14 protein-coding genes and 2 pseudogenes are annotated in these 13,324 nt (G+C 61.3%); 11 read left to right on the top strand and 5 right to left on the bottom strand.

Going from position 1 to position 13,324, the window contains the following annotated elements; all coding sequences use genetic code 11:
* On the bottom strand, window positions 1-171 hold the full coding sequence (gene lptM, locus AC0Z5Z_RS01875) for an LPS translocon maturation chaperone LptM (protein WP_016772589.1): 171 nt from the start codon (window positions 169-171) through the stop codon (window positions 1-3).
* Window positions 172-485: 314 nt separating this feature from the next.
* Here lptM and cyaY point away from each other — a divergent pair, with 314 nt between their 5' ends.
* The 3 genes from cyaY (at window position 486) to rnk (ending at window position 1,717) form a co-directional block, all read left to right on the top strand.
* Window positions 486-818 carry an iron donor protein CyaY gene (gene cyaY / locus AC0Z5Z_RS01870; RefSeq protein WP_056791639.1) on the top strand — a complete coding sequence of 111 codons (333 nt, stop codon included), beginning with the start codon at window positions 486-488 and terminating at the stop codon, window positions 816-818.
* A gap of 3 nt (window positions 819-821) precedes the next feature.
* On the top strand, window positions 822-1,043 hold the full coding sequence (locus AC0Z5Z_RS01865; protein WP_076564524.1) for a DUF1289 domain-containing protein: 222 nt from the start codon (window positions 822-824) through the stop codon (window positions 1,041-1,043).
* 254 nt (window positions 1,044-1,297) lie between these two features.
* On the top strand, window positions 1,298-1,717 hold the full coding sequence (gene rnk / locus AC0Z5Z_RS01860) for a nucleoside diphosphate kinase regulator (protein ID WP_024014769.1): 420 nt from the start codon (window positions 1,298-1,300) through the stop codon (window positions 1,715-1,717).
* Between the two features lie 9 nt (window positions 1,718-1,726).
* Here rnk and AC0Z5Z_RS01855 read toward each other — a convergent pair whose 3' ends face one another.
* The 3 genes from AC0Z5Z_RS01855 to AC0Z5Z_RS01845 form a co-directional block, all read right to left on the bottom strand.
* A complete protein-coding gene (locus AC0Z5Z_RS01855; RefSeq protein WP_485610630.1) occupies window positions 1,727-4,570 on the bottom strand; it encodes a class I adenylate cyclase in 2,844 nt (947 codons plus the stop codon).
* Between the two features lie 182 nt (window positions 4,571-4,752).
* Window positions 4,753-4,998 carry a TIGR02647 family protein gene (locus tag AC0Z5Z_RS01850; RefSeq protein WP_003229392.1) on the bottom strand — a complete coding sequence of 82 codons (246 nt, stop codon included), beginning with the start codon at window positions 4,996-4,998 and terminating at the stop codon, window positions 4,753-4,755.
* Between the two features lie 197 nt (window positions 4,999-5,195).
* Window positions 5,196-5,486 carry a hypothetical protein gene (locus AC0Z5Z_RS01845; RefSeq protein WP_150637099.1) on the bottom strand — a complete coding sequence of 97 codons (291 nt, stop codon included), beginning with the start codon at window positions 5,484-5,486 and terminating at the stop codon, window positions 5,196-5,198.
* Here AC0Z5Z_RS01845 and AC0Z5Z_RS01840 point away from each other — a divergent pair.
* Window positions 5,485-5,610 carry a hypothetical protein gene (locus tag AC0Z5Z_RS01840; RefSeq protein WP_263596261.1) on the top strand — a complete coding sequence of 42 codons (126 nt, stop codon included), beginning with the start codon at window positions 5,485-5,487 and terminating at the stop codon, window positions 5,608-5,610. The two genes, AC0Z5Z_RS01845 and AC0Z5Z_RS01840, sit on opposite strands and share 2 nt — an antisense overlap.
* Window positions 5,610-6,269 carry a glutathione S-transferase family protein gene (locus AC0Z5Z_RS01835; protein WP_150742927.1) on the top strand — a complete coding sequence of 220 codons (660 nt, stop codon included), beginning with the start codon at window positions 5,610-5,612 and terminating at the stop codon, window positions 6,267-6,269. Before AC0Z5Z_RS01840 ends, AC0Z5Z_RS01835 begins: the two co-directional genes overlap by 1 nt.
* Window positions 6,270-6,388: 119 nt before the next feature.
* On the opposite strand, the gene argH is transcribed toward AC0Z5Z_RS01835, so the two are convergent.
* On the bottom strand, window positions 6,389-7,783 hold the full coding sequence (gene argH / locus AC0Z5Z_RS01830; protein WP_039757402.1) for an argininosuccinate lyase: 1,395 nt from the start codon (window positions 7,781-7,783) through the stop codon (window positions 6,389-6,391).
* 317 nt (window positions 7,784-8,100) lie between these two features.
* On the opposite strand from argH, the pseudogene AC0Z5Z_RS01825 reads away from it, so the two are divergent.
* From AC0Z5Z_RS01825 to AC0Z5Z_RS01800, 6 genes and pseudogenes are all read left to right on the top strand, one after another.
* Window positions 8,101-8,256 (top strand): annotated as a pseudogene (locus AC0Z5Z_RS01825) (sensor histidine kinase); the annotation flags it as partial.
* Window positions 8,253-8,999, top strand: coding sequence for a LytR/AlgR family response regulator transcription factor (locus AC0Z5Z_RS01820; protein WP_016772598.1), 747 nt, complete (start codon window positions 8,253-8,255; stop codon window positions 8,997-8,999). The pseudogene AC0Z5Z_RS01825 and the gene AC0Z5Z_RS01820, both read left to right, overlap by 4 nt.
* 137 nt (window positions 9,000-9,136) lie before the next feature.
* Entirely contained in the window at window positions 9,137-10,078 is a 942-nt protein-coding gene (hemC, locus tag AC0Z5Z_RS01815; RefSeq protein WP_323619857.1) for a hydroxymethylbilane synthase, read from the top strand.
* Window positions 10,075-10,821, top strand: a pseudogene (locus AC0Z5Z_RS01810) (uroporphyrinogen-III synthase); the annotation flags it as partial. The gene hemC and the pseudogene AC0Z5Z_RS01810, both read left to right, overlap by 4 nt.
* 36 nt (window positions 10,822-10,857) lie before the next feature.
* Window positions 10,858-12,000, top strand: coding sequence for a uroporphyrinogen-III C-methyltransferase (locus AC0Z5Z_RS01805; RefSeq protein WP_056791721.1), 1,143 nt, complete (start codon window positions 10,858-10,860; stop codon window positions 11,998-12,000).
* Window positions 11,997-13,235, top strand: a complete 1,239-nt coding sequence (locus tag AC0Z5Z_RS01800; protein ID WP_041476923.1) for a heme biosynthesis protein HemY — start codon at window positions 11,997-11,999, stop codon at window positions 13,233-13,235. Before AC0Z5Z_RS01805 ends, AC0Z5Z_RS01800 begins: the two co-directional genes overlap by 4 nt.
* The last annotated feature ends 89 nt before the right edge of the window (window positions 13,236-13,324 follow it).

The following is a 13,324-nucleotide window of genomic DNA, read 5'->3' as shown; positions in this document are numbered from 1 at the left end:
TTAGTAAACGTCGTGCTTGTGAGCCTTGGATGGCTGCTTCTGCGAAGACTGGGCTTGTTCGGCCGGGTCCTGATCGTCATCCGGCAGGTACAGCGGGCCTTTTTGACCACAGGCCGAAACGAGGCAGGCAACCGCGACGAGCGCAGCAAGGGAAGAGATCAGGCGCTTCATGGCGAAATCCTTGAAAATGCGTTAATTGCGCCGGAGTATACCGGCCACCCGGCAGCTTGCCTATGCGAGGGGGTTCCCGTCCGGCGGGGCTCCTGTGATGCGCATCATCCCTGTGGGAGCGAGCCTGCTCGCGAAGGCGTCGGCAAATTCAACAGGCTCGTTGCCTGACACACCGCTTTCGCGAGCAGGCTCGCTCCCACGGGGGCGGTGCTGGATGGGCCGACAGGTGCTTGGTCGTTAATCTTTGCAATCGGTCGGCAGCGTCCGTATCTTTCGGCGCTTGAGCCTGATCAGACATTTTTGAGGTTGCCGCAATGAGTTTGTCCGAAGCCCGTTTCCACGATCTGGTCGATGCTACCCAGCAGACGCTGGAAGATATCTTTGATGACAGCGACCTGGATATCGACCTGGAGAGCTCGGCAGGTGTCTTGACCGTCAAGTTCGAAAATGGCTCGCAGCTGATCTTCAGCCGCCAGGAGCCGTTGCGTCAGCTGTGGCTGGCGGCCGTGTCCGGTGGTTTCCACTTCGACTACGACGAAGAAAGCGAGCGCTGGATGTGCGACAAGAGCGAAGAGCAATTGGGCGAAATGCTTCAGCGCCTCGTAAAGCAGCAGGCTGGCGCCGAATTCGATTTCGAAGGTCTGTGATTCGTGACGGATGCCGCGCCTGTTCGCCCGCCGAAACCGCTCTACAGCAACGTCAGCCCGGCGGTGCCTTCGCCCTGCACGGGTGTGTGTCGACTGGACGAGCAGAAAGTCTGTCTCGGCTGTGCGCGCCACGTCGAGGACATTCGCGAGTGGCGCTCGGCGGATGATCAGCGGCGCCGGGTGATTTGCCAGCAGGCTACCGCACGAAAATCCCAAGCCTGTTGATATCGTGGCGAGGGGATTTATCCCCGTTGGGTCGCGTAGCGGCCCCAAAATCTATACGGCTGCAGCGCAGCCGAACGGGGATAAATCCCCTCGCCACAAGGGTTTCACCCAGGCAAAAAAGGGCGTGACTTGTATATTTTTTGAGCTGTGATAGTGTCCGCGAACGCCTCAAACCACCGAGGCACGGTGAAAACCCCGTCTTTTTTGGCGGGGTTTTGCTTTTTTTGTGCAGAAGAAAGGAGTCTGCCTGGATCATGACCGCACCTTCCATCACCCTTACCCGTCTGGACGTGCAACGTCTGGAGCGCCTGATCGACAGCCTGAGCGACAAAGACCAGGCTGCGCCGGGCGTGATTGCGCTGCAAACCGAGCTGGACCGCGCCGATACCGTGGTCGGCCACGATGAAGTGCCCGCCGATGTCGTGACCATGAATTCCCGCGTGCATTGCCGCGAAGAAGGCAGTGGCAAGGATTACCACCTGACGCTGGTCTATCCCAAGGACGCCAACGCCGACGAAGGCAAAATTTCCATTCTGGCGCCGGTCGGCAGTGCGCTGCTGGGCCTGAAGGTCGGTCAGCATATCGATTGGCCGGCGCCGGGCGGCAAATCGCTGAAACTGACCTTGCTGGAAGTGGAATCGCAACCGGTCAACGGCGGCGCCTTTCCCGAATAAATCCCCGCTTCAAACCTGTTCGAGCGCTTCATTCAACGAGCGCTCCAGGTCTGCCTTGTGGCGCAGATACAGATTGCTTGAACTGTGCCCGTCACCGAGCAGACCCGACAGGTCGAGGTCGGTGATGTAGCAGCGATAACGATCGGTCTCGCGACGCTGCTCGACGATCTCCCGGGCGACCACGCTGAACAACTGGTCGCCATGCTCCAGCTCGCTGAATTCCCGCTGATTGCAGTACAAGGTGACCTGCACTTCGCCGGGTGCGGCTTTGCCGATGATTGCCTGCACGTCGTAGAACGGTTTGTTCACCGGGGTCTGCGGTGCTGGTCGGGTTTCGACCCTGCGCGAGCGCCCCGGGCCTGACGGCAACAGCTGGTAATACAAAGTCTCGGGGCTGCCCGCAGGGCCACCGTCCATCGGCAATTGCGCTTCACGGCGGTACTGGATCGATTGCAGAAAACGTTGCAGCGGCACCAGCAGACTCTGCTCGTCGTGGTACGGCAGATGTTGTTGCCACAGCGCATTGAATTCATCCAGCACGTACAGCTCCGCCTGCTGTTCGCTGATGCGATAGAACACCTGAATGCACTCCGGCTGACCCATCGGCAGGATCAGCGCCAGATCGTGATCTTCCAGCGCCATCGGGTCGAGGTGCAGCGGGCTGTAGCGCGGTTGTTCTTCGCCCAGATAATCGAGCAGCGCCGGCAGGGTGGCGAGGGCGACATGGTTGACCTGACCCGGCACCAGCTCCAGCACGTGATAGTGCTGCTGCACCTGAATCAGGTAGCGATGATTCAAGTCACTGAGCAACAGGGTCTGCGCGGTGTCGACGATTTCCTCGACGCGGCGGGCAATGAATTGCGCGCGGTTGTGGCAGAAGCAGCGCACTTTCAGCGACGGCTGCACGGGGCCGCGCGGCAGGTTGTTGAGGTAATCGCGCAGGCAGTCGAGCAGCGCATGCGGGCCGTCGAAACGATTGACCAGCACTTCGTTCCAGCTGTTGAGCGTGACCTGATCGAGGGTCAGCACCAGGTTCTCGCGCACACCGGCATAGCTCAGCGAGTCGGTGCGCTCGGTGGTCATCAAAATGTTCAGATCACGGTGATGCTTGAGCGGATCGACGCCGACGTTGATCAGCAGCAGCACTTCGCTGGGCACGGCGGCGCGCAGCAAGGGCTCTTCGGCGACGGTGGACAAGGGCAGGGCGATGCACTGCTGCAGGCTGCCGAGCAGGTTGAACAGCTCGAACTCGCTCAAGTCGCTGGTGCCCGGATGCAGGGCCAGGCGGGTGCTGCTGTCGATCACGCCGTTGCGGTGGCACCAGGTCAGCAGTTCAAGCAGCTCGCGACTGCGCTTGATCGGCGCGAAGTGTTCCCACTCCAGCGCCGTCAGGCTGCCGTTGTACAAACCCCACTGGGTCTGCCCCGGCTCCTTTTTGTTCGGCGACTGCACCAGGGTCAGGGTGTCTTCGGCCAGGTCCGGGGCGATGCCCGGATTGATGAACTCGACCTTGTCGGCCTTGCGCTCGAATGCCGCGTAGAGTCGACGGCCAAGCACATTGAGGTCGCGCTTGTTGATCAGGCTGACAGTCTGTTCGCTGCGGGCGAACTGGGTCAGGAAGCGATAGCTGTAGTTGAGTTCGTTGACCAGCGCGCGGCGCTCGGCGCTGACCTGGCGGACTTTCCACTGACTGCGGCTGTCGAGCAGCGCCAGTTGCCGCTGATCCCAGTGCCACTCGCCGGCCAGGCGTTCGAGCAGTGCGCGTTGCCAACCCTGGCTGCGGCTGTTGCCGGTGAGCTTGCGGTTGACCTTCAGATACAGCGCGCGGCGCACCAGCTCAAGACGCTCCGGTTCGTTGCGGGCGAGCAGGTATTCCTCGATACGCCGGTACACGACCATGTACGGGTCAAGCTCATCGAGATCGAGCTGATTGGCGAACACGGCTTTCTTGAAGCGCAGGCTCAGGCACTGCACTTGCGGATGTTCGCTGGCGTACACCTCGGTCAGCAGCAGTTTGAGCACCGACTTGTAGGGCGACTCGATGCCTTTGAACAACTGCCACAATCCGGCACCGATGAATTCCCCGGGCGGAATGGTCGCCATCGGCCCGAGATCGAGGGTTTCATCGGCGCGAATAAAGCGTTTGGACAGCAGGGTGTGGGTGTAAGCGTCGTAGGCTGTTTCTTCATAGACTGGCACCAGCCACCAGATCGGCGTGCGCCCGGCCAGCCAGATCGCCGTGCGATAAAACTCGTCGAGCAGCAGATAGTGCTGGGTGCTGCCGCAGTTTTCCGAACTGAGCTGAGCATCACGTTCGCCTTTGACGAAGCGCGCCGGGTCGATCAGGAAGAAATGCGCCTCGGCACCCTGGCTCGCGGCCCAGGTTTCCAGCAACTGGCATTTCTTGCGTAGCTCGGCGAGTTCGCTTTCGCTCAGATCTGGGGCATGGCAGACCCACACATCCATGTCGCTCTGATCGGCCTGTGCCAGCGTGCCGAGGCTGCCCATCAGGAACAGACCGTGAATCGGTCGCGGCGGGTTGCTGCCATGGCGCGGTTTGTAAGAAAACGAGCGGGTCAGGCGCTGCGCCTCGGTCAGCGCATTGGCGTCCGGCTCATAATTCGAGAGACCGGCCGGCGTACTGCCCGAGACATAGCCGGGCAGCAACGGATGATTGACGTGAAAGAACAGCGGCAACAGCGTCAGCACGCTTTGCTGGCGCGTCGACAAACCTTCGAGGGCGCGGCCGAGGCGGCCTTCATTGAGTTTGAGAAAACGGGCGCGCAGTTGGCTGAGTACCTTGCGGTCGATGCCTTCGTCCAGGTCGGGGCGGATTTCGTGGGTGCGCGTCATGTCAGCTCAAACCGGCTTGCAGGCTCGGACGTAGAGGGTCTCGGAATGGCCGCAGTTTAGCCTCTGCGCAGCAGGAGGTTTAAGCTGAATTTGTTTTTTGACGTCAGATTTTCATTGGCAGTGATCAGGCTGGCCCGCGGAAATCCCGTGGCAGGAGTTTCCGTGGGCAAAGTCGGAAAAAGTCAGGCGGTTTCCTGCTCTCTCAGAATCGTCAGTACGGTCTGCACGTTTTGCGCGGCATCGCGGCCGAGGCTGGTCAGATAACCGCCATCGGGCTGGTCGGTTAGTTCTTTTTCGAAGAGGCGTTTGGCGGCGGCTATGTGTTTCGGGGCAGCGGTCTGATGAATTTTCAGACCTTCCTGGGAACTGTCCAGGTTGAAGAGTGCAAGGACTTCCAGTTCGGCAACCAACTCAGGGGTAAGCGACATAAGGACTCCAGACTTTCTAGGAATTGGACGACAGCGCCTCTAAGGTGAACCCGCTGGTGCAGCATGTCCAGTGCTCGGATCAGGGGATTTTGTCTTGAGGCGAATTCCAGTGTAGTCCGCATAAAAAAGATCGCAGCCTTCGGCAGCTCCTACAGGAGATTGGTGCAGGAGCTGCCGAAGGCTGCGATCTTTTGATCTTAGAGCTTTTCCGGTGGCAGCTCTGGCAATGCGCGCAAGGCTGCTTCATACCATTCGGTGTTGAACGCGCGGTCTTCATCGAGCATCGCGTCAATCTCATAGGCAAGCACGTGAGCCATGAGGTTGAGGATCTCCTCACGTTCCATGCCGACCAGGGTCAGCTTGTTCAATGTCGCCTTGGCCGCCGGCGGGTTGTCGCTTTCGATCTGGTTTTCGATGGCTTCGATCAGCGTCGCTTCGGTGAATGCTTCTTCGTCGTCATCGTTGACGATATCTGTCGGCTCGCTCATGGCAGGCTCCTCAGGGAAAGGCGCCAGTTTACCCGCATTCAGCGGCGTGATGCTGCTGGCGGGAAACGTCGCGGCGATCTATAAACAGGCACTGCCCACCCCGCACGGCCTGGAGGCTCTGTGATGTTCAAGCTCTACGGATTTGCTGTCAGCAACTACTACAACATGGTCAAACTGGCGCTGCTGGAAAAAGGCCTGCCCTTCGAAGAGGTGACGTTCTACCCGGCGCAAACCCCGGAGTCACTGGCGATCAGCCCGCGCGGCAAGGTCCCGGTGCTGGGTGTCGACGCCGGTTATATCAACGAAACCGCGATCATTCTCGAATACCTCGAACAATCACAAAAGGGCACGCCGCTCCTGCCCAGCGATCCGTTCGAGCGCGCGCAGGTATTGGCGATTGCCAAGGAGATCGAGTTGTACATCGAGTTGCCGGGGCGTGCCTGCTATGGCGAGGCGTTTTTCGGTATGACATTGCCGGAGCCGATCAAAGAGAAAACCCGGACCGAGCTGCTGCTGGGCTTCGCCGCGCTGGGCCGTCATGGCCAGTTCGCCCCGTATGTGGCGGGTGACAGCCTGAGCATTGCCGATTTGTATTTCCTCTACAGCGTGCCGCTGGCCTGTGCGGTCGGGCAGAAGCTGTTCGGGATTGATCTGCTGGCCGAGATGCCGCAGGCGAAAGCGCTGCTGGAGCGGTTAGAGCAGAATCCGCATGTGCAGAAGATTGCGGCGGATAAAGACGCGGCCATGCCGGCGTTTTTGGCGATGATTGCTGCCAAGAAGTGAATTTTGTAGCGCTCAGAAGTCAGTCATCGCTGGCAAGCCAGCTCCCACAGGGCTATGGGTCGAACGCAAAATTGTGTTCCACGAAGAACCCTGTGGGAGCGGGCTTGCCCGCGATGCTTCTAGCGGCTGGCGATTAGGGCCTGACCGCGCGCCACCGCAGCCTTGACCTGCGCCGGCGCAGTCCCGCCGATATGATCGCGGGCATTCACCGAGCCTTCCAGGGTCAGCACGGCAAACACGTCCTGCTCGATCTGATCGCTGAACTGACGCAGTTCTTCGAGGCTCATCTCGGCCAGATCCTTGCCGGTGTCGACGCCGTATTTCACCGCGTGGCCAACGATTTCATGGCAATCACGGAACGGCAGGCCACGGCGCACCAGATAATCCGCCAGGTCAGTCGCAGTGGAGAAACCGCGCAGTGCCGCTTCACGCATGATCGCGTGTTTCGGCTTGATCGCCGGGATCATGTCGGCAAACGCGCGCAGCGAATCGCGCAGGGTGTCGGCGGCGTCGAACAGCGGCTCCTTGTCTTCCTGATTGTCCTTGTTGTAGGCCAGCGGCTGGCCCTTCATCAGGGTCAGCAGGCCCATCAGCGCGCCGAAGACGCGGCCGGTCTTGCCGCGTACCAGTTCGGGCACGTCAGGGTTTTTCTTCTGCGGCATGATCGAGCTGCCAGTGCAGAAACGATCCGGCAGATCGATGAACTGGAACTGCGCGCTGGTCCACAGCACCAGCTCTTCGGAGAAGCGCGACAGGTGCATCATCGCGATGCTTGCGGCCGAGCAGAATTCGATGGCGAAGTCACGATCGGAGACGTTGTCCAGCGAGTTGCCGCCGACGGCGTCGAAGCCGAGCAGTTGCGCGGTGTATTCGCGGTCGATCGGGTAGGTGGTGCCGGCCAGTGCGGCGCTGCCCAATGGCATGCGGTTGGTGCGCTTGCGGCAGTCGACCAGACGCTCGTAGTCGCGGCTGAGCATTTCGAACCAGGCCAGCATGTGGTGCCCGAAAGTTACCGGCTGCGCGGTCTGCAAGTGGGTGAAGCCCGGCATGATGCTTGCGGCCTCACGCTCGGCTTGCTCCAGCAGGCCTTTTTGCAGGCGGGTGATCTCGGCGAGGATCAGGTCGATTTCATCGCGCAGCCACAGGCGGATATCGGTGGCGACCTGGTCGTTGCGGCTGCGCCCAGTGTGGAGCTTTTTACCGGTGACGCCGATGCGGTCGGTCAGGCGTGCTTCGATGTTCATGTGCACGTCTTCGAGGTCGACGCGCCAGTCGAACTGGCCGGCCTCGATTTCGCCCTGAATGGTCTTCAGGCCATCGATGATGCTGTCGCGCTCGGCATCGGTCAGCACGCCGACCTTGGCCAGCATGGTGGCGTGGGCGATCGAGCCCATGATGTCGTGGCGATACAGGCGCTGGTCGAAAGTGACGGAGGCGGTGAAGCGGGCGACGAAGGCGTCGACGGGTTCACTGAAGCGGCCGCCCCAGGACTGATTGGTCTTGTCAGTGCTCATGAATTCGCTCGTATCGGCTTGAAGAAATGGCGTGAAACGCTGGCGCGGATAATAACAGGGTTGCCAATCCTGTCGCTGACACCGGTCGATACGTTTTTTCGCGGATGTGTCAGGCATGTCCGGCGCGGTCTGCAAGGAATTTACAAAAGGATATTTTTTGATTGAGCAATATCGTTCCGACGAACGTCTACAGTGGACATAAGGGTCGGTGCGAATGCGGATCATGCAAAGGTCCGGCCACTGGCTATAAGAAGAGGGGGCGGGTGAGTTGTACAACGGTCACCCACCGCGAGAAACGCAGGAAACACTGGGCTCTGAGCCGTTCGACCCGGACGCTGGCAAATATTGCTGGCCGACGTACGGCACTTTTTGGCGCTCGGGCTAGTCTTAGCGTGGATCGCGGTGACGGAGGTCACTACACCTGTCTACGCTATCCTTGTGCGAGACTCACGCAGGAATCCAGCGCAATATGAATGTCCTGATCGTTGATGACGAACCCCTGGCTCGCGAGCGCCTAAGCCGTATGGTGAGCGAGCTCGAGGGTTACACAGTCCTGGAGCCCAGTGCCACGAATGGCGAGGAGGCGTTAGCGCTGATCGACAGCCACAAGCCGGATATCGTGCTGCTCGATATCCGCATGCCGGGCCTCGATGGCCTGCAGGTTGCTGCCCGACTGTGCGAACGAGAGACGCCGCCGGCCGTGGTGTTTTGCACCAGTCCCGATGAATTTGCCGTGGAAGCCCTGCAGGCCAGCGCCGTGGGCTATGTGGTGAAACCTGTGCGAACCGAACACTTGAATGAAGCCCTGAAGCGGGCTGAACGTCCCAACCGGGCGCAACTCTCGGCCCTGACCCGTCCCGCTGCCGAAAGTGGCAACGGCCCACGCAGCCACATCAGCGCACGGACCCGTAAAGGCATCGAGCTGATTCCGCTGGATCAGGTGGTCTACTTCATCGCCGACCACAAATACGTGACCCTGCGTCACGAAGCCGGCGAGGTGCTGCTCGACGAACCCCTCAAAGCCCTTGAAGACGAATTCGGCGAACGCTTTGTGCGTATCCACCGCAACGCGCTGGTCGCTCGCGACCGCATCGAGCGCTTGCAACGCACCCCACTGGGACATTTCCAGTTGTTCCTCAAAGGCCTCAATGGCGATGCGCTGATTGTCAGTCGGCGGCATGTTGCCGGTGTGCGCAAGATGATGCAGGGGCTGTGACCCGGTCTTCGCCGGGCCTTTCGAGTTCTTTTACCCGGCATGGCAGGCCAGGGAGGCCGCGCCGGTTCTGATTCAGGTCAAAGTGAAATTGACTGAGCTGTTATTATCCGCCGTATCTATTCAGTACGGATTGTTCCATGTCCCCTCGCGAAATCCGCATCGCCACCCGTAAAAGTGCGCTGGCCCTCTGGCAGGCCGAATACGTCAAAGCCCGTCTCGAGGCGGCCCACCCGGGCCTGCTGGTGACGCTGGTGCCCATGGTCAGTCGCGGTGACAAGTTGCTCGACTCGCCACTGTCGAAGATCGGCGGCAAGGGTCTGTTCGTCAAGGAACTGGAAACCGCGCTGCTGGAAAACGAAGCCGATATCGCCGTGCATTCGATGAAAGACGTGCCGATGGACTTCCCGCAAGGCTTGGGCCTGTTTTGCATCTGCGAGCGTGAAGACCCGCGCGATGCTTTCGTCTCCAACACCTACGCCAGTCTTGAAGGGCTGCCTGCCGGTGCCATCGTCGGCACCTCGAGCCTGCGTCGGCAGACGCAATTGCTGGCGCGTCGCCCGGATCTGCAGATCCGGTTCCTGCGTGGCAACGTCAACACCCGTCTGGCCAAGCTCGACGCCGGCGAGTACGACGCGATCATCCTCGCCGCTGCCGGCCTGATCCGCCTGGGTTTCGAAGATCGCATCACTTCGGCGATCAGTGTCGATGACAGCCTGCCGGCCGGTGGCCAGGGCGCGGTCGGCATCGAATGCCGCAGCGCCGACCACGAAATCCACGCCTTGCTCGCGCCTTTGCATCACGCCGATACCGCTTCGCGGGTGAATGCGGAACGCGCCCTCAACAAACATTTGAACGGCGGCTGCCAAGTGCCGATCGCCTGCTACGCCGTGCTTGAAGGCGAGCAGTTGTGGTTGCGCGGTCTGGTCGGTGAGCCGAGCGGTGGCAAGCTTCTCAGTGCCGAAGCCCGGGCGCCGCGTGCCGACGCGGAAACCTTGGGTGTGCAGGTCGCTGAAGACTTGCTCAAGCAAGGCGCTGACGACATTCTCAAAGCTGTCTACGGCGAGGCGGGTCACGAGTGACAGCCTGGCGCCTGCTGCTGACGCGCCCGGCAGACGACTGCGCGGCGCTGGCCGAACAGCTGGCCGGGCACGGGATTTTCAGCAGTTGTCTGCCGCTTTTGGACATTGTTCCGCTGCCGGTCTCTGACACTATTCGCCAAGCGATTTCGCGATTGCCCGCTTGCAGCGCAGTGATCGTGGTCAGCAAACCGGCGGCGCGGATCGCGGTGGACTTGCTCAAGTCTGAAGGCGCGCCGCCATTGAGCATGCCGTGGTTCAGCGTCGGCGCGGCGACCGCAGGCATTCTTCGCGAACACGGTCTCGATGTGAGCTTTCCGGTTGACGGCGATGACAGTGAAGCTTTGCTGCAATTGCCGCGTCTGCGCGAGGCGGTGAGCCAGCCCGGCGCGCAGGTGATGATCCTGCGCGGCGAGGGCGGTCGTGAACTGCTCGCCGAGCGCCTGCGCGCGCTTGGTGCTAGTGTCGAGTATCTGGAGTTGTATCGCCGTGAACTGCCAGCCTATCCGCTGAACGAGCTGCCACGGCGGATCGAAGCGGAACGCTTGAACGGGCTGGTGGTCAGCAGTGGACAGGGTTTCGAGCACCTGCGGCAGATGGCCGGCGATGCCTGGCCGAAGATTGCGCAGTTGCCGTTGTTTGTTCCAAGCCCGAGGGTCGCCGAGCTGGCACGTGCCGCCGGGGCTCAAACAGTTGTGGATTGCCGCGGCGCGAGTGCCGCGGCTTTGCTGACGGCGTTACGGGAATGTCCCGTGCCGTTTTCTAATGCAAAGGATGGATACGTGAGCGAAACAGCCTTGCCAAAAGATGACGTCCAGCCTGCGCTCGATGCCCAGGTTGAAACTCCACCACCGGCCAAAGAGCCGCGCCGAGGCAATGGACTGGCAATTGTCGCCCTGCTGCTCGGCGCCGCCGGTGTCGCCATTGGCGGCTGGGGTGTCTGGCAGGTGCGCCACCTGCAGAACAACACGCAGCAACAGTCGAGTCAGGTGCAGGCGCTGAACGATCAGGCGCAGAGTCTGAAGCTCAACGAACAGCGTCTGACCGAACGCCTGGCGCAGCTGCCCGGTGCTGACGAGCTCGCCGAGCGCCAGCGTCTGGTCACGCAACTGCAGGGCGATCAGCAGCGCCTCAATCAACGTCTGGAAACCGTCCTCGGCGCCAGCCGCAAGGACTGGCGTCTGGCCGAGGCCGAGCACTTGCTGCGTCTGGCCAGCCTGCGCCTTTCAGCGTTGCAGGACATCAGCAGCGCCCAGGCACTGGTGCAGGGCGCCGATGAAATTCTGCGTGAACAGAACGATCCGGGTTCCTTCGCCGCGCGCGAGCAAGTGGCGAAAACCCTGGTCGCCTTGCGCAGCACCGAACAGCCGGATCGCACCGGGCTGTTCCTGCGTCTCGGCGCGCTGCGCGATCAGGTCATCGACCTCACCGAGCTGGCGCCGGAGTACAAGGATCGCGGCGAGTCCCTGCTGGGGCTGACCGCCGATGGCGATGGCGCCGGTCGCTGGGCGCAGTGGTGGGACAAGGTGTCGCGCTATATCCGCATCGATTTCAACGCTGACAAAAACGTCAAACCGCTGCTGGCCGGGCAAAGCCTGAGCCAGGTGCGCCTGGCCCTGAGTCTGGCGCTGGAGCAGGCGCAGTGGGCGGCGCTCAACGGTCAGGCGGCGGTGTACACCCAGGCGCTGGCCGAGGCACGCGATGTGCTCAAGGGCAATTTCAACCCGGACAATCCGCAAAGCAAAGTCATGCTGGAACAGGTCTCCGAGCTGAGCAAGGAACCGGTCACCGTCAAGACGCCGGATCTGACTGGCACCTTGAGTGCGGTGCAGGGGTATCTGGAGCGGCGTAACGTCAATGCCGAGGAATCGGTGAAACCGTTTGCCAAACCGGCCGCCAATGCTGCGCAGGAGGCGACCCCATGAAGCGCCTCTATGTAATCGTGTTTCTGGTCATCGCCGCGACGGCAGCGCTGGGCCTGGCGATTGCCGAGCATTCCGGTTACGTGCTGGTGGCGTACAAGAGCTTCCGCTACGAATCGAGCCTGTGGGCGACCTTGGCGGTGATAGCGGTGCTGTGGCTGCTGTTCTGGGGCATCAAGGTGCTGGTCGAGCTGGTGATGACCTCCACCGGCGTGGTCAATCCGTGGTCGCGACGCAATCGCAGCCGCCGCGTGCAAGTGGCGATCGAGCACGGGCAGCTGGATCTGGCTGAAGGTCGCTGGGCCAGTGCGCAACGGCATCTGACCCGCGCGGCGGAAGCCGAGCGCCAACCATTGCTTTATTACCTCGGCGCCGCACGTGCGGCGAACGAGCAGGGCCAGTACGAAGAAAGTGATCGTTTGCTCGAACGCGCGCTGGAGCGTCAGCCGCAAGCCGAATTGGCAATTGCCCTCAGTCACGCCCAACTGCAAACCGACCGTGGCGACACCGACGGTGCGCTGGTGACCTTGCAGGCAATGCATGAACGGCATCCGCGCAGCGCGCAGACGTTGCGTCAATTGCAACGTCTGCATCAGCAGCGTGGCGAATGGTCGGCGGTGATTCGTTTGCTGCCTGAGTTGCGCAAGGACAAAGTGCTGCCGCCGGCAGAACTGGCCGAGCTCGAACGGCGCGCCTGGGGTGAGAATCTCTCGCTGGCAGCGCATCGTGAAGAAGACGGTACGGTGGGTCTGCAATCGCTCAAGCGGGCGTGGGAACAGCTGACTTCGGCGCAGCGTCAGGAAGCACCTTTGGTACTGGCCTATGCCGAGCAATTGCGCCAGCTGGGCGCTCAGGTCGAGGCCGAAGAGGTCCTGCGAGCAGCGCTCAAGCGCAAATACGACAGCCATCTGGCGCGGCTTTATGGTCTGGTTCGTGGCAGTGATCCTGCGCGTCAGTTGCAGACGGCCGAAGGCTGGCTCAAGGAGCACCCGGCCGATCCGAGCCTGCTGCTGACCCTTGGACGCCTGTGTCTGCAAACCAGCCTTTGGGGCAAGGCCCGTGACTATCTGGAAAGCAGTCTGCGCGTGCAGCGCAATCCGGAGACCTGTGCGGAGTTGGCCCGTCTGCTTGCACAGCTTGGCGATACCGAGCGCAGCAATCAGTTGTTCCAGGAAGGTCTGGGGCTGCTTGATGAGCGCCTGCTGGCGGCGCCTCTGCCAGTCCCGGCGAAGGTCTGAAAAGCGAGGGAGGATGCTCCCTCGTGAACTTCGATGACCGAAAATTCCCCTTCTTTGCGCTCGAGAGACAAAGTCCTACAAAGCGCTTC

It is taken from the genome of Pseudomonas sp. 1L-E-NC-VB-C3, assembly GCF_057291535.1.
The sequence above is the reverse complement of the archived record's forward strand: the minus strand, read 5'-3'. Positions and strand labels throughout refer to the sequence as shown.